This window comes from Micromonospora sp. NPDC047812 (genome assembly GCF_040704175.1).
Classification (GTDB): Bacteria; Actinomycetota; Actinomycetes; order Mycobacteriales; family Micromonosporaceae; genus Micromonospora.
In genome coordinates this window covers 102,738-120,934 of record NZ_JBEYRY010000011.1, presented here as the reverse complement: position 1 = coordinate 120,934, position 18,197 = coordinate 102,738, and the positions used below count along the sequence as shown (strand labels likewise).

The window sequence follows — 18,197 nt, the reverse complement described above, 5'->3', positions numbered from 1 at the left end:
GGGCGGAGCACGCGCAACCCGGGCGGTCCCTCGGCTCCGTCCGGCCACCCTGCCGACATCAGAAGGGCGGACACATGCGTGATCCCCTCGCTCCCCGGTGGCGACGCCGCCTCCCCGTTCCGGCCGCGCTCGCCGCCGCCACGGCCGCGGTGCTGCTGGTCAGCCCGGCCTCGGCCGTCGTGCCCGCCGCAGCACCCCCGGTCGAGCTGGTCCGGGTCGCCGACGAGGAGGCGAACGTCGTCGAGGTGCTGCTCGCCGGCACCGCCCAACTGGACGCCCTCGTCGCCACCGGCGTCGACCTCGACCACCACGTCACCCGCACCGGGAACGGGGTCGTCGCGCACGCGGTCGTCACCGCCAGCGAGGCCGCGGCGCTGACCAGGGCCGGTTTCACCCTCGGCGAGGTGCTGCACCGCCCCGCCGACGCCCGGGCCCGGGTGGCGGAACGCGAGGCGACCATCGCCGGGCACGTCGCGCAGAACCGCGAGTTCGCCGCCGCGGCGCGCGGTCCGGCCACCGCCGCCGCGTCCGACGTCAAGATCATCCGGGCGGACTACTACACCTCCGGAACGAGCCAGGTCCTCTCCGTCGAGGCGAAGTGGGCGCAGGGCCAGACCGCCGCCGACGCCCTCACCGTCGAGCGGGACAGCGGCCCGGGCACCGAGATCGGCTCGGGCGGTACGCAGACGATCTCCCGTTTCGTCGACGCCGGCGTCTACCTGTACCACCGTGGAGCCGCGCAGGTGACCAGCCGGCCCGACCGGATCCGCATCACCAGCCCGACCGGCGACGTCGCCGTGGCCCAGGTGCGCGAGTGGCTCCCCACCTCCGGCGACGGCCCCGAGGGCCCGGGCTACCAGAAGGACTTCGTCACCAGCTACCTGACGCCGACCGAGCTGTACGGGCGGATCCATCAGCTGGCGGCCGAGTTCCCCCGGCTGGCCGAGGTCGTCGAGCTGCCGTACCGGACCAACGGCTACCGGCGGCACGCCCAGGCGGTGCTGGGCGCCGCCGCCGACAGCCGCGTCGCGGTGGACTCCCTGGCCTGGGGGCACGAGGGCGGCAACGACGTCTCCGTGGAGCTGGCGGACCCGGGCGCGGCGAACGCGCCGCTGTCGGTGACCGTCGCCGGCGCGGCCGTCCGGGTCACCCTGGGTACCGACGGCGACGGCGCGGTGACCAGCACCGCCGCCCAGGTCGTCGCGGCGATCAACGCCGGGGCCGGGGCGCTCGTGCGGGCGTACACCTATCGGGGCAGCCCGGGCGGCGGCGTGGTCGCGCCGGCCGCGCGGACCCCGCTCAGCGACGGTCTGAACGCGCCGGCGAGCGTCTCCCGCGACCCGCACCCGGTGTACGCCATCCGCATCGGCAAGCACCGGGACGGCTCGAAGCTCGGCGTGCTCGCCTACGCGCAGGAGCACGCCCGCGAGTGGGTGCCGCCGCTGGTGACCGTCGAGACCGCCGAGCGGCTGCTGCGCAACTACGCCCACGACGGGCGGACCCGGCAGCTGCTCGACAGCCTCGACATCTGGATCGCCCCCTCGGTCAACCCCGACGGCGGCCACTACTCCTTCTACGACTTCAACTCGCAGCGCAAGAACATGACCAACCACTGCCCGACGACCGGGGCGGCCGACTTCCTGGCGCGCAACTCCTGGGGCGTGGACAACAACCGCAACTACACCGAGTACAGCCTCTTCGACGGCTACTCGGGGGCGTCGGCGAGCTGCACCAGCGGCACGTACGCCGGGCCTGGCGAGCTGTCCGAGCCGGAGAACCGCAACCTCGACTGGCTGGCCTCCCGGCCGAACATCAGGTTCTCGATGAACCTGCACTCCTCGGGCAACTACTTCATGTGGTCGCCAGGGGCGTACGCGCTGCCCGACCGCGTCTCCGCGCCCCGCCCGACGCTCGCCGAGGAGTCGGCGTTCTGGGGCGCCTCGTCGCGGATCCTGGCCGCCATCAAGCGGCACCGCAACATGGCGGTGACCCCGGCGCGCACGGGCCCGATCTCCGACGTGCTCTACTCGGCGGCCGGCAACTCCGGGGACATGCTCTGGTACAAGTACGGCATCTACGCCTGGAACTTCGAGGTCGGCACCTCCTTCCAGCCGGAGTGGGACGAGGCGCACGCCGAGACGCTGGAGTTCGCCAACGGCCTGGTCGAGCTGATGCGGGTGGCCCGGGACTTCGCCAAGGACCGGACCCGGCCGCGCAGCTCGCTGGCGGTCGCGCCCAGCGCGACGCCCGGCATGGTGGACGTGACCTTCTCCACCAGCGAGCCGGCCGCCGTCTTCTACACCCTCGACCGGGCCGCCCCCACGTACGCGTCGAAGCTCTACGGCTCGGCCGGCATCCGGGAGGGCGGGGAGACGCTGACCGTCCCGGCGGGAACCCGGATCCACTGGTTCTCCGTGGACTCGGCGGGCAACGTCGAGAACAACTACCGCCCCGACGGCAACGGCCGCAACTACCGCAGGGACACCGCCGTGCCGCCGGGGCGCTGACGGCCGGTCGCGCACGGGGGTGCGTCGGGGTCCCACCCGGCGCACCCCCGCCGCGTGTCGGCCGCGCCCGGGGTGGCGGGCACGCCCCGCCGCGTGTCGCCCCCCGGCGACGGGAGGCGCACCCGCCGGCCACCGCCGCATGATCGGTTACGGTGGTGGCCGGGGGCGGATGCCGACAGCGGGAGGGACCGGCGGGATGGGCGAGCTGGTGGCTCTGGCCCTCGGCGGCCTGGTCGTGGTCGTCCTGGCCAACGCCCTGGCCCGCCGCACCCACCTGCCGGCGTCGGTGCTGCTGGTGCTCGCCGGGATCGGCTACGGCTACCTGCCCGGCCCGAACCTGGAACTCGACCCCGAGGTCGTGCTCTACCTCGTCATCCCCCCGCTGCTCTACGGCGCCGCCCTGCAGTCGAGCCTGACCGCGCTGCGCCGCAACGCCCGGACCGTGATCGGCCTGTCGGTGGCGCTCGTCCTGGTCACGGCGCTCGCCGTGGGTTTCGGGCTCCACGCGGTGGTGGCCGCCGTCCCGCTGAGCTTCGCCGTCGCGGTGGGCGCGGCGGTCTCCCCGCCGGACCCGGTGGCGGCGCTGTCGATCGGCCGGCGTGCCGGCATGTCGCCCCGGCTGACCACGCTGGTCGAGGGGGAGGGGCTGCTCAACGACGCGACCGCCCTGACGATCCTCCAGGTGGCCGTGGCGACGGCGATCGGCGGCAGGTTCTCCGTCGGGCACGCCGTGGGCGACTTCCTGTTCGTCGCCGCCGGCGGGCTGGCCGTCGGCATGGCCGTGGCGTGGGTCATCGCGTACCTGCGGAAGGCGGCCTCCGATCCGCTGACCGACAACGCCCTGTCCCTGGGCACCCCCTTCGCCGCCTACGTGGCGGCCGAGAGCCTGCACGTCTCCGGCGTCCTGGCGGTCGTCGTGGCCGGCCTCTGGCTGGGCCACCGCAGCGCGTCCCTGCAGTCCAGCGGCGCACGGCTGCAGACCCGTTCGGTCTGGCACCTGGTGGAGTACCTCCTCGAGGGCTACGTGTTCCTGCTCATCGGCCAGCAGTTGCCCGCCGTCGTACGCGGGCTGGCCGCCTACGACCTCGGCACCGTCGTCGCGGCGGGGGCCGTCACCGTCGGCATCGTGCTGCTGGTGCGTCCGCTGTGGCTGCTGGCCGCCGCGCACCTGCCCGCCCGGATGCACGCCCGCCTCGGCGGCGACCCCCGGCCCGACAACCCACCGTTGTCCGGTCGGGAGCTGCTCGCGCTGAGCTGGGCGGGAACCCGGGGCGTCATCACCCTCGCGGCGGCGTTCACGCTGCCCGCGAGCACGCCCGCCCGGGACCTGCTGCTGTTCTGCGCGTACCTGGTGGTGCTGGTCACCCTCGTCGGTCAGGGGCTGACCTTCGCCCCGCTGCTGCGCCGGCTGCGACTGCCGGGCACCGCCGTCAGCCGGGCGTTGACCCGCAACGAGGCCCGCGCCGCGGCGGTGCAGGCCGCCCTCGACCGGCTGGCCGCCCTCGCCGAGGCCGACCCGGGCGTACGTGACGTCGCGGCCCCGCTGCGCCGGGCCGCCGAGGGCCGCCACAAGCGCTACACCGAACGGGTGGCACTGCTCTCCCACGTCGAGGACCAGGTGCTGCCGGTGGACGACCGCTACCGTGCGGCCCTGCTGGCCCGCCGGGAGATGATCGCCGCCGAGCGGGACGAACTGCTCGCCTGGCGGGACGCGGGTCGTCTCGCCGACGCCGACATGCGCATCCTGGAGCGGGAGCTGGACCACGAGGAGAGCGTCCTGCCGTCGCTGCCCCCGTCCTGACCTGTTCCCGCCGCCGTGACCGTCGCTGCCGCGTCGCGCGCCGTCCTGCCCTCGCGGGCCGGTGCCGTGGGGCGTCCCGCCGGCACGACGGTTCAGTCCGGCAGTAGCGGCATCTCCAGGCCGGGGTCCCGGCCGAGCAGCACCGCCCGGGTGAGCGCCCCCGACCCGAACCGGTCGCGCACCGCGTCCACGGCCGCGTCCAGGTCCGCCCCCGGATCGCGGTCGAACGGCAGCGGCGGCTGGACGGGGGAGTCGTCCAGGTTTCCGACCGACACGCCGAGCAGGGTCACGCCCCGCCGTTCGATCTCGGGCAGCGCGGCCCGCAGCAGCGCCCGCGCCGCGGCGAGCAGCGGGGCCGTGTCGGCGGTCGCCTTGGCCACCGTGCGGGAGCGGGTCGCGCGGGTGTAGTCGCCGAACCGCAGGCGCAGCGTCACCGTCCGGCCGGCCCGCGTCGCCGCCCGCATCCGCCGGGTCACCCGGTCGACCAGGCCGGCGAGGACCGCCTCCAGCTCGGCGGGGGAGTGCGGGACGGGGGCGAGGGCGTGCTGCGCGCCCATCGACCCGCGTCGGCGGCCGACCTGCACCGGCCGGGGGTCGCGGTTGTGCGCCAGGGCGTGCAGGTGCCGACCGGCGCCCGCGCCGAGCAGCGAGACCAGCGTCGCCTCGCCGAGGCGGGCGACCTGCCCGACCGTACGGATGCGTCGCTCGCGCAGCTTCGTCGCGGTCACCGGCCCGACGCCCCACAGCCGCTCCACCGGCAACGGGTGCAGGAACGCCAGCTCCCCGTCCGGCGGGACGACCAGCAGGCCGTCGGGCTTGGCGACGCCGCTGGCCACCTTGGCGAGGAACTTCGTGCGGGCCACGCCCACCGTGATCGGCAGGCCGACGCCCTCGCGTACCTCCCGGCGCAGCCGGGCGGCGACGTCGGCGGGCGGACCGACCAGCCGGCGCAGGCCGCCCACGTCGAGGAACGCCTCGTCGATGGAGAGCCCCTCGACGATCGGGGTGGTCCGCCGGAAGATCTCGAACACCGCGCGGCTCGCCGCCGTGTAGGCCGCCATCCTCGGCGGCACGACGATCGCCTCGGGGCAGAGCCGCCGGGCCTGCCGGCCGCCCATCGCGCTGTGGACGCCCCGGGCCTTCGCCTCGTAGCTGCACGCGAGGACCACGCCCCCGCCGACGATCACCGGCCGGCCGCGCAGGCGCGGATCGTCCCGCTGCTCGACCGACGCGTAGAACGCGTCCAGGTCGGCGTGCAGGATGCTGGCCTCTCGCGACACGAACACATGTTCGCACAGAAGCCCGCGACAGCGGTGCTGACCTGCCCGAACATCGCCGGGTGAGATGCCCGGAGGCGCCGGGGCCGGCGCGGCGGCCTACAGCTCGTCGAACGGGCGGGCGTAGGCGAACGCGCCGCGGATCGACGACCGCCAGGCGCTCAGCGGCCGGGCCATGAAGTGGCGCGGCCCCCACGGCTGCGGCGGGGTGACGCCGAGGTCGACCGCCGGGCGGAACCCGAAGCGCGGGTAGTAGTCGGGATGGCCGAGCAGCACCACCAGGGCCTCCTCGCGTGCGTCGGCCGCGCCGAGCACCGCGTGCATCAGCGCGGAGCCGACCCCGCGCCGCTGCCAGGCCGGAAGCACGCCGAGCGGACCCAACCCCAGCGCGACCGGCTCGCCGGCGACCCGGCCCCGCGTGCACACCACGTGCCCGACCACCTGCCCGGCGTCGTCCGCCGCGACGAGGGAGAGGGCCGGCAGCCACCCGTCGTCGGCCCGCAGCGCGTCCACCAACCCCGCCTCGACGGGTACGGCGTCCGGCTTCTGCGGGTCGACGAAGGCGGCCAGGTGCACCGCCCGGATCGCGTCGACGTCGGCGGGGGTCTCGCGTCTGATCAGCACCGGGCCACGATAGGTGCCGTCGTGCACCCGACGCGCGCCATTAACGGCGTCGCCCGCTCACCCCGTGTGCCGCCGACGCCGGTCGCCGCGCGCACGACGAGGGCGACGAGCACGAAGAGGACGGCCGCGGCGAGTATCAGGATCCGGCACCGCCGAGGGGTGATTCCGGCGATGCCGGGCGTCCACCCCGCGGCGGCCAGGAACTCCGCGTACCCGTGCGGCGCGTCGCGGACGGTCAGGACATCGCGGTCGGCGAGGGTGGGGCGGTGCCGCCCTGGGGGGCCTCCGCCGTCATCAGCCGGACGATCTGCGCCCGGTCGGCGGCGGACGGCAGCCCCCACTCGGGACGGTAGCCGTACACCTCGTGCAGGGGGTGTGAGGCGGTGCGGCCGTCGAGGACCTCGATCGCGTCGGTGTCGATGAGGCCCGGGTGCTCGACGCCGCACGCCTCGGCGACCTTGACCAGGTCCCGGCGCAGCGTCCGGACGTAGTTGGCCGCGCGGACGGACTTGGAGCCGGGGTCCACGCCCCGAGCGAGCCACGGGTTCTGGGTGGCGACGCCGGTGGGGCAGGTGTCGGTGTGGCACTTCTGAGCCTGGATGCAGCCGATCGCCAGCATCGCCTCCCGGCCGACGTTGACCATGTCGCAGCCGAGCGCGAACGCCACCACCGCGTTGTCGGGCAGGCCGAGCTTGCCGGCGCCGACGAACACCACCTGCTCGTGCAGTTCCTGCTCGGCGAAGACCTTGTAGACCCGGGCGAAGCCCTGCTGGAACGGCAGCGACACCGAGTCCGTGAAGATCAGCGGCGCGGCGCCGGTGCCGCCCTCGCCACCGTCGACGGTGACGAAGTCGACCCCACGCCCGGTGTCGCGCATCAGGGTGGTCAGCTCCTCCCAGAAGCCGAGGTCGCCCACCGCGGACTTGATGCCGACCGGCAGGCCGGTCTCGGCGGCGAGCAGCTCCACCCAGTCGAGCAGGCTGTCGCAGTCGGAGAACTCGGCGTGCCGGGACGGGCTGACGCAGTCGCGTCCCTGCGGGATGCCCCGGGTCGCCGCGATCTCCGCGGAGACCTTGGCCGCCGGCAGCAGGCCGCCGAGGCTGGGCTTGGCACCCTGGCTGAGCTTGATCTCCAGCGCCCGCACCGGCGCGCCGGCGACCAGGTCCTTGAGCCGGTCGAGACTGAACCGGCCGCGTTCGTCCCGGCAGCCGAAGTACGCGGTGCCGATCTGGAAGACCAGGTCACCGCCCTTGCGGTGGTACGGCGACAGCCCGCCCTCGCCGGTGTTCTGCAGGCAGCCGGCCAGGGCGGCGCCCCGGTTGAGCGCCTCGACGGCGTTGCCGGACAACGAGCCGAAGCTCATCCCGGAGATGTTCACCACCGACTCGGGCCGGAACGCGTGGGCGCGGCCCCGCGCGGCGCCGAGCACCTTGGCGCACGGCAGCCGCACGTCGTGTCCGGCGCCGGGCGTCGACGGCGGGACGGCCCGACCGAAGGTGCGGTGCTTGATGATCGGATATCCGGGCGTGAACTCGATGTCGTTGTCGGTTCCGAAGCCGAAGTAGTTGTTCTGCTGCTTCGCCGACGCGTACACCCAGCGGCGCTGGTCGCGGGTGAACGGCCGCTCCTCGTTGTTGCCCGCGACGATGTACTGGCGCAACTCCGGCCCGATGGACTCCAGCAGGTACCGGGCCCGGCCGAGGACCGGGAAGGTACGCAGCAACGCGTGCTCGCGCTGGATCAGGTCGCGTGCGGCCAGGGCCGCGACGGCGGCGACGGCGGCGGGTACGGCTCGGCTTGCCCACTTCATGCCCGCCACTCTTTCCGCGATCGCCTCCCGCCAAACGGGCCGGCGGTCACGCGGCCGGCGTCGCCGACCAGGACGGCGCTCCCGGGAACGGCCGACGGCCCGCCGGATCAGCCCGGCGTCAGGAGGCGGTGGACGACCAGCATGGCGATGTCGTCGGTCGGCCGCTCGGCGCCGAGGGCGTCCATGACCGTGGCGCACACCTCCTCGGCCGGAGCCGGGCGGACCACGTCGACGAGCTGATCGAGACCGACGTCGATGACCTCGTAACGGCGTTCGACGAGGCCGTCGGTGAAGCAGACGAGCACCGCGCCGGGCGGGAAGTCCACCTCCGTCTGTTGCCGGGGCGGCGGCCGGCGGCCCGAACCGAGCGGGGGGTCGGCGTGGACCGGGACCGGTGCGCCCGGCTGGCCCGGCGCGGCGAGGACGGGGCGCAGGTGGCCGGCGGAGGAGAGCCGGATGCGGGTCCGGTCGGGGGAGACCATGGCGTAGAGCGCCGTGGTGAGGTTCCCGGCCTCGAAGTGGCCGACCTTGCGGTCGAGGAGCGTCAACGCCTCCGCCGGGTCGTCGCAGACCAGCGCGTAGGCGCGCAGCGCGCTGCGGACGCGCCCCATGATCACGGCCGACTGCAGGCCGTGGCCCGACACGTCGCCGATGACCAGGCCCAGCCAGCCCGAGGGCAGGACGAACACGTCGTACCAGTCGCCGCCGATTCCGGCGACGTGCCCGGGCACGTACCGGGCGGCCATGTCCAGGCCCGGCAGGCTGGGCAGCTGGGCGGGCAGCAGGCTGCGTTGCAGGGCGAGCGCGGCGTTGTGGTCGATGTTGTTGGACCGGGCGAAGTTGGCCAGGCTGGCCCGGTCGGCGACCAGTTCCAGCAGGCGTACGTCGTCGCTGGTGAACCGGCGTTGGCCCAGCGTGCCGACGTGCAGCACGCCGATCAGCTCGCCCCGGGCGAACATCGGCACGCCGAGCAGCGACCGTAGCCCCATCGCCAGCAGGACCGGGTTGACCACGACGTCGGGGGTGACCTCCTCGACGAGGACCGGCCGTCGGGTCAGGGCGATCCGGCCGGCGAACCCGCGGCCCACGGAGACGCGGAATCCCTGCCGGACCTCCTCCTCCAGCCCCTTGGCCGCGGTGGCCACGAGCTGCTGGGAGTGCGTGTCCAGCATGAGGATGGCCGCGGTGTCGACGTCGAGCAGGTCCCGGACGCGGTCGAGGAGCTCGTCGAAGAGGTCGGCCGCGTCGAGGCGGGACAGCGTCGCGTCGGTCACGGCCTCGATGCGGCGTAACCGTTCGTCGTCCTGGATGAGCCCCTGATCGGCCACCACCGGATCCTAGCCCTGCCGGCTGCGTCCGCCGCCTTCGGCGCTGCGCCTGACCGGCCCGGGCCCGGGCGGTCAGGACCAGCGGCGGGTCGCCGAGGCCTGGAGCGTGGGCCGGCGGATCACCGCGATCCGGTCGCCACGGGCACGCAGCGACGTGCGTCCGCCGCGTTGACGGACGGTCAGGTGCCCCGGGCCCGTCGGACAGCGGTCCCTACCCGCTCGCGCCGCCGCCACACCTCGTCAGCCCCGGGGCTGGCCGATGTTCACCATCCAGCCGATGCCGAAGCGGTCGACGCACATGCCGAACTCGTCGCCCCACATCTGCTTCTCCCGGGGCACGGTCACCGTGCCGCCCTCGGTGAGCTTCTCCCAGTAGCCGCGCAGGTCGTCGGCGTCGTCGCCGCTGAGGCTGACGGAGACGTTGGTGCCGGGGTCGTGCTCCATGCCGGGCGCGGTGTCCGAGCCCATCAGGGTGAAGCCCCGGTCGGTCTCCAGCATCGCGTGCATGATCTTGTCGGCCAGCGCGGGATCGTCGGTGCCCATCGAGCCGAAGGTGTCCATCGACAGCGAACCGCCGAACACGCGGTGGTAGAACTCCATCGCCTCCCGTGCGTTGCCCGGGAAGCTGAAGTACGGGTTGAGTCGAGACGCCACAGCACCCTCCTCCGGTCGTGACGGAGTCATCGTCGCAGATCAGGAGCCTGGCGGGGGTGAGGTGCGCCGCGTTTCGCCGGCCCGCCGGGGCGGTGCGCCCCCACGGGCCGGCGGCGGTGGTCAGTGGCGGAACGACCGGCGTACGACGCCGCCGACGAGCGCGCACCAGGTGTCGAGGTCCAGCTTGCCGTGGGCCGGCAGGCCGTGGCTGCGCTGGATGTCCTTGACGGCCGTCCTGGTCGGGTGGTCGTACTCGCCGGTGACGGCGACCCCGGGGTGGCCCCGGAAGTTCAGCAGGAACTGCACGGCGGTGACCGGGAGGCCGGTGGCGTCCTTGCCCAGCTCCGGCACCAGGGTCTCCCAGGTGGGCGCGGTGAGGGTGGCGTCGACGTCGACCGGGATGCCGTTGCGGAACTGCCAGTCCTGCACCGCGGCGACGGTGGCGGCGTCGAAGACGCTGTTGACCGGCACGGTGTAGCCGCGGTGGGCCAGCAGGTACTGCACCACCCGGACGGAGGGGGAACCGACGAAGCGCCACAGGTCCGGCCAGCGGCGGGCCGGCACGTCGGCGAGGTCGGTGCCGAGCGCCTCGAAGACCCGGCGGCGCAGGGCGGGGAACTGCCCGTAGAAGGCGGCCCCGGGGCACAGCGTGGTGCGGAAGTCCCAGTGGCCGAAGATGTCGTGGGCGTGCAGCCCGTACCGCCGGCAGATGGTCGCGCAGAGCGTGACCAGCGAGTCCAGCAGGGCCTCCGGCGGCGTCTCGGTGACGTACGTGCCCTCGTTCTCGATGCCGATGGCCCGGCCGTTCTCGCCCGGGCAGTGCGCCGAGATCATCTGCCGGTCGCCGGCCCGCAACCGCTCCAGGCTGCCCCGGCGCCCTTCCATGACGTACCCGCCGCGGCTGATGGTGAAGTGCTGGCCGGTGTCGGACCAGCCGTTGCCGTCCATGTGCAGGTTCTGGCAGTCGCGGGCCAGCTTGACAGCCTGCGCCTCGGAGTAGTCGGTGACGTTCGGGAACGCCATGTGGTGCACGATGATCTTGTTGGTGGGGATGGCGCTGACCGCCAGCGGGTCCGCCGGTGGGCGCGCGCCCCACTCGTCGCAGCTGTAGATCCAGTCCAGATCGGTGCCGGGGTCCGCCTGCGCGGCGGACGGGAGGGCGAGTTGGCTGCCGACGACCGCGACCGTGGCGGCACCGAGGCCGGCCCGCAGCAGGGTTCGGCGGTCCACTGCGGAATTCTCGACGTGCATGGCATCTCCTCTGCGGCCGGAGGTGGGGGCGGGGCGGCCCCATGAAAAGGAACTCCAGGCATCGCGTGTGCAGTGGAGGATATTGCCAAGACTCGGCGCTACGCCAGCCTTCCGGGCCTGGCAGGATGGCGGGATGCGGCAAGGAGCGGTCGGGCACGTCCGGCTGGTGGAGCGCGAGGGGCGCCGCCTGGTCGAGAAGCGGATGACGCAACCCTCCCGCCACGACACCGAGGTGCTCGCCCTGCGGGCGCTCGCTGACACGGGCATGCCGGTTCCCGAGCTCGTCGAGGTCAGGCCGGGCTCGATCCTCATGACACTCATGCCGGGTGAACGACTGGACAGCGAGGACGCCGCCGTACGACTCGACGGGCTGCGTGCCTCGGCGACACTGCTCCGTCGGCTCCACGAGCTGCCGCCACCTGACGGGCTGCCGGCCGCGCCGGACGACGCGCTGATGATCCGCCGCTACCGCGACGCCGGCGGCCCCCCGCTTCCACTCGCCGTTCCACCGGCCGGTCGCACGGCGTTCTGTCACGGCGACTGGACCGACGGGAACATCCTCGCCGCGAACGGCGACATCACGGCGGTCATCGACTGGGAGGCGGCCCACCTCGGTGACCCGCTCAGAGAACTGTCGCGTGCGGCCTGGGGCGCCGCGCGGAAGGACCCGCGGTCGTTCGACGTCCTCGTCGAGGGCTACGGAGCTGACCCGGCCACGGTCCGGGCCTGGTTGCCGATCCACGCCGCCGAACTGTGGCTGTGGTTCGCCGAGGCCGGGCCACCCGAGTACCTCGAACAGCTCACCGCGGAACTGCGGAGCCTGCCCACGCGTTGAGGACGAGACCCAGGGCACCGCACGGGTCGGTTCACCGACCTGACCGGCTCGGCGCTAGAGCACCTGGGAGAGGAAGCGGCGCAGCCGGGGGTGCTCGGCCCGCTCGAAGATCGCGGCCGGCTCGCCGGCCTCCAGCACCACCCCGCGATCCATGAACGCCACGGTGTCGGCGACCTCGCGGGCGAAACCCATCTCGTGGGTGACCACCACCATCGTCATACCCCCGGCGGACAGCTCGGCCATCAGCCCGAGCACGCCCTTGACCAGCTCCGGGTCCAGGGCGGAGGTCGCCTCGTCGAAGAGCATCACCTGCGGGCGCAACGCCAGCGCGCGGGCGATCGCGACCCGCTGCTGCTGCCCGCCGGACAGGTGCGCCGGGCGGGCGTCGGCCTTGGCCGCGAGCCCCACCAGCTCCAGGTGCTCGCGGGCGACGGCCACCGCCTCGTCCTCACCGAGCCTGCGGATCCGGCGCAGCGCGAGGGTGACGTTGCGCAGCACGCTCATGTGCGGGAAGAGGTTGAACTGCTGGAAGACCATGCCGATCCGCTGCCGCAGGGCGTCCGGGTCGTCGCCCAGCACGCTGCGCCCGTCCAGCAGCACGTCGCCGCGGTCGGGCTCGATCAGGCGGTTGATCGTGCGCAGCAGGGTGGACTTGCCCGACCCGGACGGGCCGATCACGCAGGCCGTCGCCCCGCGCGCCACGTCCAGGTCCACCCCGCGCAGCACCCGGTGCGATCCGAAGGCCAGGTGCACGTCGCGGACGCTGAGGCTCACCGAGGTCGTGGTGTCGATCGTCATCGCTGGTTCCCTCCCGCCGCGCCCGGCAGCGCCAGGTCGAGGTCGTCGTCGGCGTCACCCGGCACGGTGGCCTGCCGGCCGTGCCGCAGCCGCCGGTCGATCCAGTTGACGGCGTGCGTCAGCGGAACCGTCAGGGTCAGGTAGAACAGCCCGGCGAGCAGCAGCGCGGACTGGTTGCCGGTGTTCGCCGCGTAGTCCTGCCCGATGCGGAACAGCTCCCGCTGGCTGGCCAGCAGGCCGAGGAAGTAGACCAGGCTGGAGTCCTTGATGAGCGCGATCAGCTGGTTCACCCAGGCCGGCAGCACCCGCCGGATCCCCTGCGGGACGATCACCAGGCGCATCGCCTCGCCCCAGGACAGGCCCAGCGCCCGGGCCCCCTCCAGCTGCGCGGCCTCCACCGACTGGATGCCGGAGCGGAAGATCTCGCCGATGTAGGCCGCCGCGATCAGTGACAGCGCCAGGATGCCCAGGGGATACGGGTTGGGCCCCCACACCTGCATGCCCAGCGGCGCGAGGCCGACCCCGATGAGCAGGATCGTCGCCGCGGCGGGCAGGCCGCGGAACACGTCGGTGTAGACCCGCGCCGGCCACCGCAACCATCGGGTACGCGAGATGCCCGCGACGGCCAGCGCCATGCCGAGCACCGAGCCGAGCAGGGCGGCGGAGATCGCCAGGATCAGCGTGTTGGGCAGCCCCACCGTCAGCATCTCGGGCAGCGCCTCGCGCATGGAGTCCGCGTCGAAGAAGGTCTCCCACAGGGTGCTCAACGGATCCATCGTCGCTCCTACCGCCCCGCTCGCTCGTCGTCCGTACGTCTCAGGAGGTGGCCGACGCCGACGGCACCGGCACCGTGCCGCTGCCCGGCGTGAAGTCGGCCGGGATCGGGCGGCCCGGGTAGTACTGGGCCTGCAGGCGGCTCCACGTGCCGTCCGCGATCACCTCGTCGAGGCCCTTGTCCAGCGCCTCGCGCAGCTTGTCGTTGCCCTTGGCGAACGCGTACGCCGTGGGAGCCGGGCTGAGCAGCTTGGCCGCAACGGTGATCTTGCCGCCGCTGTCGGCGGCCGACTTGTCGCCGATCTCGGCCGGGGCGATCCAGGCGTCGGCCGTGCCGGCCTTGAGCTGGTTGATCGCGCCGTTGTAGTCGGGCACCCGGACCGGGTCGAGCCCCTCGCCGGTGGCGTAGTCGTCCTGGACGGTGCCCTGCACGACCACGACCCGCTTGCCGGCGAGCTGGTCGAATCCGGTGATCGGCGAGCCGGCCGGCACGTCGAGTCCGAAGTGGCCGAAGTCGTAGCCGTTGCCGAAGTCGACGGTCTTCTTGCGCGCCTCGGTGATCGTGATCGAGGAGCTGCCGACGTCGAACTTGCGGTTGTTGACCTGGGAGAGCAGCGCGGAGAAGTCGGTGCCGACGAACTCCACCTTCAGGCCGACCTTCGCGGCGACCGCGGTGAGCAGGTCGTTGTCGAAGCCGGTGAACTTGCCGTCCTTGAGGTAGACGTTCGGCGGGGCGTCGGTGAGCGTGCCGGCGCGCAGCACGCCCGGCTGGAGCAGGCCGTAAGGGTTGTCGGTCGCGCTGGCCGCGTCGTCGCCGCAGGCGGTCAGGGCGGTGGCGGCGAGGACGGCGGCCACGCCGAGGGCGGCGGCCCGGGTGAGGGACGAGAGGATTCGCACAGGTGTCTCCGATGGGGTGTCTGCGGCGACAGGCACGGGGCGTGCGTCGCCGACGGTGCGCCCGATGGGCGTACCGCTGAGATGGTTCGGGAAAGAAGGGGTGGCGCGCCTAGCGCGCGTCGCCGGGGCGACAGGAGGTGGCGCAGACCCGCATCGTGTCGATGTGGCGGCGCCGGGTCAGTGCCGGCGACGTCGGGGCCACGGCGGGGACCGCCGGTGGGGCGCAGATGCGGAAGGACATGGCTCTCCTCGGTCGGTGTCGACCTGGGAACCAGGCCGCGCTTGCACCGGAGCCGCTCCGGTGCCTGGTCCTCACCCGGGGCACCCCTGCGCGGACGAGGGTTGCCGGCCAGCGAGCCGGGGCTTGACGCTGGCGCTCATGACCTGCCGACGAGGCTAGCAGCCCGACACGGTGGGCCGTCCAGCCGTTATGACCACCCTCACGCGTCCCCACTCACTCCTCGATCGCCCCGCCGACCTGGCGCAGGTGCTGCCGGAAGGTGTGGGCGGGGTCGACGGCGCGGCGGGCCAGGTAGTCGGCGAAGGCGGTCTGCTCCCGCAGCGTCTCCCCGGCGCGGATCCGCCGCGCCTGGACCCGCTCGACGGTCCCGATGCGCTCCGCCGCCGCGAACAGGTCGGGGGCGCGCCCTGCGGGCAGGAACAACACCCCGTCGTCGTCGGCGACGACGAGGTCGTCGGCGGTCACCAGGTGCGGCCCGACCCGGGCGCTGGTGAGCGTCTCCGGCTCCCGCGGGTCGAGGCGGGCCGGGCCCGCCGGGAGGCAGCCGTAGCTGAAGACGGGCAGCCCGATCTCCACCAGCTCCGGCGTGTCCCGGTGCAGGCCCCAGACGACGAGGCCGGCGATCCCGGCCGCGACGCCCTCCAGCACCGCCAGGTCCCCGACGCACGCCTCGTCGCTCCGGCCGCCGTTGTCGATGACCAGGACGTCACCGGGGGCGGCGTTGCCGTACGCCTCCAGGAACACGTCCACGCTGCCGTGGTGGCGCACCGGCAGCGCCCGGCCCACGAGGCGGTGACCGGGGACGACCGCCCGGATCCCGGCCGGTGCCGCGCGCGGGGGCACGCCGAGGCGTACGCAGGCGTCGGCGACCAGCGGCGTGGACAGCTCGGCGAAGCGCTCCCGCATGACGTCCTCCCGGCGGTGCGGCGGGTCGTGGGCCGTCATCGTAGGGAGCACGGGTGGTGCCGCAGCGAGGTCCAATCCGATCCGGCTGGCCCCTGCGGTGGCGGCGTGCGGGTCTAGACTGTTTGTCGTGACCCCGCCGCATGCCGTCGCCACCGCGCACGGTCGCTGGGTCACCCCGGACCTTCCGCTGTACGGCGACGGCCACGAGCGCTCCGACTACGTTCCCTGACCGGCCCGGCACTCCGTCGACCCCGGTCCATCTCCGCCACGCCTTGGGAGCGCCCAGTCATGCCCGGACCCGATCACCGCCAACTCGTACCGCCCGCCGATCCCGCGCCCGCCGACCCCACCGACACCTCCGCCCTCGCCGTGCTGCGGGCGCCGCAGACCGCCCGGGTGCTGGCGGCCAGCCTGCTCGGCCGGATTCCGCTGGGCGCCGCCCCGCTGGCCCTGCTCGTCTTCGCACGGGAGACGATGACACTGACCGTCGCGGGCCTGCTGGTCGGCGCGTTCACCGCCGGCACCGCCGTGGGCCAGCCGATGCTCGCCCGGCTGGCGCAGCGCTGGCGACAGCCGCCGGTGCTGTGGCTGGCCGTGACGGCGTCGACGATCGGCTTCGCGCTCACCGCCGCACACGTCAACCTGCCGGTCACCGTGTTCGCCGCCGCCCTGGCCGGGGCGGGCGCGCCGCCCTTCGAGTCGTGCCTGCGGGTGCTCTGGCGCGACCTGCTCCCCGCGCACCGGGTGCAGACCGCGTACACGTTGGACATCGCCGTGCAGGAGACCATCTTCATCCTCGGCCCGGTGGTCACGCTCGCCGCCGTGGGCCTGGCCGGCCCGAGCGGCGGTCTGGCCGCCGCCGCGCTCTTCCAGGCCGCCGGCACCGCGTGGTTCGCCACGACCGACGCGGTCCGCCGCTGGCGCGGTGAGCCGGCGGTACGCCACTGGGCCGGGCCGCTGCGCGCCAACCGGCTCCGGCTGGTTCTGGGGGCGCTGCTGCTGGTCGGCGCGGCGGTGGGCAGCGTGGCCGTCGCCGCGACCGGGTACGCCGAGTCCGCCGGGGCCCGATCCTGGGCGGGTTGGCTGCTCGCCGCGCAGGCCACCGGGGCCCTGGTCGGCGGCCTGCTCTACGTACGCTTCGGCGGCCTGCGCCGGTACGCCACCCTGCCGCGTGCCGTCGGGGTCTTCGCCGCCGGCTACCTGCCGTTGCTGCTCACCCCGGCCCCGGCCGTGATGCTGGCGCTGATGGCCGTGAGCGGGCTCGCGCTTCCGGCACTGCTGACCATCGCCTTCGTCGCGATCGACGACGTGGCGCCCGTCGGCACGGTGGCCGAGGCGTTCGCCTGGGCGGCGACGGCGTTCTCGGTCGGCAGCGCGGGCGGCGCGGCGGTGGCCGGCGCGGTGCTGGACGCGACGGGGGAGGTCGTCGTCGGCTTCCTCGTCGCCCCGCTGAGCGCCGTCGCGGCGTGCGGGATCGCGCTGGTGGCCGCCCGCAGGTTCGACGGCGGCGGATCGGCGGGCTGATCCGACGGGCCGGCCGGCCACCGGCGGTGCCGGGACTACTTCCCGCCGCAGCGGGAAAGGGCCGGCCGGGGAGCCGTTCGGATCGGGGGTGCCGTGGAAACGGTCGTGGTCGGCGTGGTGATCGTGGTCGCGCTCCTGGCGCTCGTCGGCGCGCTGAGCGTCCGGCTGGTGCAGCAGTACCAGCGCGGCGTCGTCTTCCGCTTCGGCCGGGTGCTGGCGCCGGTCCGGGAGCCCGGCCTGCGGCTGATCGTCCCGGTCGCCGACCGGATGGTCCGGGTCAGCATGCAGACGACCGTCATCGGTGTGCCTCCGCAGGGGGCGATCACCCGGGACAACGTCACCCTCACCGTAGACGCGGTGGTCTACTACCGGGTCGTCGACCCGGTGAAGGCGTTGGTCAACGTCCACGACTACCCCTCGGCCGTGCTCCAGGTGGCACAGACCGCCCTGCGTTCGGTGATCGGCAAGGCCGACCTGGACACCGTGCTCGGCGACCGGGACCGGGTCAACGCCGAGCTGAAGGCGGTCATCGACGCGCCGACGGAGGGGCCGTGGGGGCTGCTGATCGAGCGGGTCGAGGTCAAGGACGTCGCGCTGCCCGAGGGGATGAAACGGTCGATGTCCCGCCAGGCCGAGGCGGAACGCGAACGCCGCGCCCGGGTGATCGCCGCCGACGGCGAGTACCAGGCGTCCCGCCGGCTCGCCGACGCCTCCCGGGCGATGGCGAGCACGCCGGGGGCCTACCAGCTGCGGCTGTTGCAGACGGTGGTGGACGTGGCGGCGGAGAAGAACAGCACGCTGGTGATGCCGTTCCCGGTGGAGCTGCTGCGCTTCTTCGACAAGTTCACCCGGGGCGCGGAGCCACCGGCGGCGGAGCGCCCGCCGGTCGGGCGGCCGGAACCCGCCGCGCCGGTGCCCGGCGACGGCCACCGGCGCCCGCAGGCCTGATCCGGGGCGGTGGGAAAGACTC

Annotated in this window: 15 protein-coding genes and 1 riboswitch; of the genes, 5 read left to right on the top strand and 10 right to left on the bottom strand. The window is 74.0% G+C overall.

The features are described from left to right. Positions 1-74 precede the first annotated feature (74 nt). Together AB0883_RS27125 and AB0883_RS27120 are read left to right on the top strand one after the other, a co-directional pair. Positions 75-2,507 (top strand): M14 family metallopeptidase, encoded by a 2,433-nt coding sequence (locus AB0883_RS27125; RefSeq protein ID WP_366644155.1) that lies wholly within the window; start codon positions 75-77, stop codon positions 2,505-2,507. Between the two features lie 196 nt (positions 2,508-2,703). Next, a complete protein-coding gene (locus AB0883_RS27120; RefSeq protein ID WP_366644154.1) occupies positions 2,704-4,308 on the top strand; it encodes a Na+/H+ antiporter in 1,605 nt (534 codons plus the stop codon). A 92-nt stretch (positions 4,309-4,400) separates the two neighbouring features. Here AB0883_RS27120 and dinB read toward each other — a convergent pair whose 3' ends face one another. The 6 genes from dinB to AB0883_RS27090 all read right to left on the bottom strand — a co-directional run bounded on the left by dinB (position 4,401) and on the right by AB0883_RS27090 (position 11,231). Beyond that, a complete protein-coding gene (gene dinB / locus AB0883_RS27115) occupies positions 4,401-5,588 on the bottom strand; it encodes a DNA polymerase IV (RefSeq protein WP_366644153.1) in 1,188 nt (395 codons plus the stop codon). Positions 5,589-5,684: 96 nt separating this feature from the next. Further along, positions 5,685-6,209, bottom strand: coding sequence for an N-acetyltransferase (locus tag AB0883_RS27110; RefSeq protein WP_366644152.1), 525 nt, complete (start codon positions 6,207-6,209; stop codon positions 5,685-5,687). Positions 6,210-6,444: 235 nt separating this feature from the next. Beyond that, positions 6,445-8,019: an FMN-binding glutamate synthase family protein gene (locus AB0883_RS27105; protein WP_366644151.1), complete on the bottom strand. Its 1,575-nt coding sequence runs from the start codon at positions 8,017-8,019 to the stop codon at positions 6,445-6,447. Between the two features lie 107 nt (positions 8,020-8,126). Continuing rightward, positions 8,127-9,347: a GAF domain-containing SpoIIE family protein phosphatase gene (locus AB0883_RS27100; RefSeq protein ID WP_366644150.1), complete on the bottom strand. Its 1,221-nt coding sequence runs from the start codon at positions 9,345-9,347 to the stop codon at positions 8,127-8,129. Positions 9,348-9,587: 240 nt separating this feature from the next. Further along, a complete protein-coding gene (locus tag AB0883_RS27095; protein ID WP_366644149.1) occupies positions 9,588-10,001 on the bottom strand; it encodes a VOC family protein in 414 nt (137 codons plus the stop codon). 120 nt (positions 10,002-10,121) lie between these two features. Beyond that, positions 10,122-11,231 (bottom strand): N-acetylmuramoyl-L-alanine amidase, encoded by a 1,110-nt coding sequence (locus AB0883_RS27090; protein ID WP_366644148.1) that lies wholly within the window; start codon positions 11,229-11,231, stop codon positions 10,122-10,124. Between the two features lie 154 nt (positions 11,232-11,385). Here AB0883_RS27090 and AB0883_RS27085 point away from each other — a divergent pair, with 154 nt between their 5' ends. Further along, positions 11,386-12,087: a phosphotransferase gene (locus AB0883_RS27085; protein WP_366644147.1), complete on the top strand. Its 702-nt coding sequence runs from the start codon at positions 11,386-11,388 to the stop codon at positions 12,085-12,087. 54 nt (positions 12,088-12,141) lie between these two features. On the opposite strand, the gene AB0883_RS27080 is transcribed toward AB0883_RS27085, so the two are convergent. The 4 genes from AB0883_RS27080 to AB0883_RS27065 form a co-directional block, all read right to left on the bottom strand. Continuing rightward, complete coding sequence (locus tag AB0883_RS27080) at positions 12,142-12,879, bottom strand: amino acid ABC transporter ATP-binding protein (protein WP_121399320.1); 738 nt, start codon at positions 12,877-12,879, stop codon at positions 12,142-12,144. A 2-nt stretch (positions 12,880-12,881) separates the two neighbouring features. Continuing rightward, positions 12,882-13,661, bottom strand: coding sequence for an amino acid ABC transporter permease (locus tag AB0883_RS27075; protein ID WP_366644146.1), 780 nt, complete (start codon positions 13,659-13,661; stop codon positions 12,882-12,884). 40 nt (positions 13,662-13,701) lie between these two features. Next, a complete protein-coding gene (locus AB0883_RS27070; protein ID WP_366644145.1) occupies positions 13,702-14,556 on the bottom strand; it encodes an ABC transporter substrate-binding protein in 855 nt (284 codons plus the stop codon). A 273-nt stretch (positions 14,557-14,829) separates the two neighbouring features. Then, positions 14,830-14,941, bottom strand: a riboswitch (SAM riboswitch). Positions 14,942-15,010: 69 nt separating this feature from the next. Further along, the gene (locus tag AB0883_RS27065) at positions 15,011-15,742 is read right to left on the bottom strand and encodes an RraA family protein (protein WP_366644144.1); all 732 of its coding nucleotides are present in this window, start codon (positions 15,740-15,742) and stop codon (positions 15,011-15,013) included. A gap of 249 nt (positions 15,743-15,991) precedes the next feature. On the opposite strand from AB0883_RS27065, the gene AB0883_RS27060 reads away from it, so the two are divergent. Further along, positions 15,992-17,227: an MFS transporter gene (locus AB0883_RS27060; protein WP_366644143.1), complete on the top strand. Its 1,236-nt coding sequence runs from the start codon at positions 15,992-15,994 to the stop codon at positions 17,225-17,227. Between the two features lie 93 nt (positions 17,228-17,320). After that, positions 17,321-18,175, top strand: a complete 855-nt coding sequence (locus AB0883_RS27055; protein WP_366644142.1) for an SPFH domain-containing protein — start codon at positions 17,321-17,323, stop codon at positions 18,173-18,175. Positions 18,176-18,197 lie beyond the last annotated feature (22 nt).